Genomic DNA, 300 nt, shown 5'->3' with positions numbered 1-300 from the left:
CGCTGACTACTCTAACTTCTGCTCTACAATCTAAACATGGGTGTTTAAAGCACACTTTCACGCTGTTTTCGCTATTTCAGATACACGCATCCTGCGAAATGCCTAAATTGACCTGATTTGAGCTTGAACCAGAGCATGATGGACCAGCTCTGACAGTGCCTCTCCAGCCCTAAAACGAAGAAACGTTAAACGATGCCCACAAAGAATGCACTCAAACGGGTCAACCTTCACATACCCTTTCAACATGGCGGCGTAGCCGGGCATTTCAGGTGCGTCTTTAGGGGCGATGCCTAAGGCATC

Annotated in this window: 1 pseudogene; it reads right to left on the bottom strand. The window is 48.0% G+C overall.

The features are described 5' to 3' along the window. Positions 1-102: 102 nt before the first annotated feature. A pseudogene (locus H5300_RS27310) lies at positions 103-300 on the bottom strand (IS91 family transposase); the annotation flags it as partial.

This window comes from Vibrio sp. SG41-7, from assembly GCF_014164465.1.
Classification (GTDB): Bacteria; Pseudomonadota; Gammaproteobacteria; order Enterobacterales; family Vibrionaceae; genus Vibrio; species Vibrio splendidus.
The sequence above is the reverse complement of the archived record's forward strand: the minus strand, read 5'-3'. Positions and strand labels throughout refer to the sequence as shown.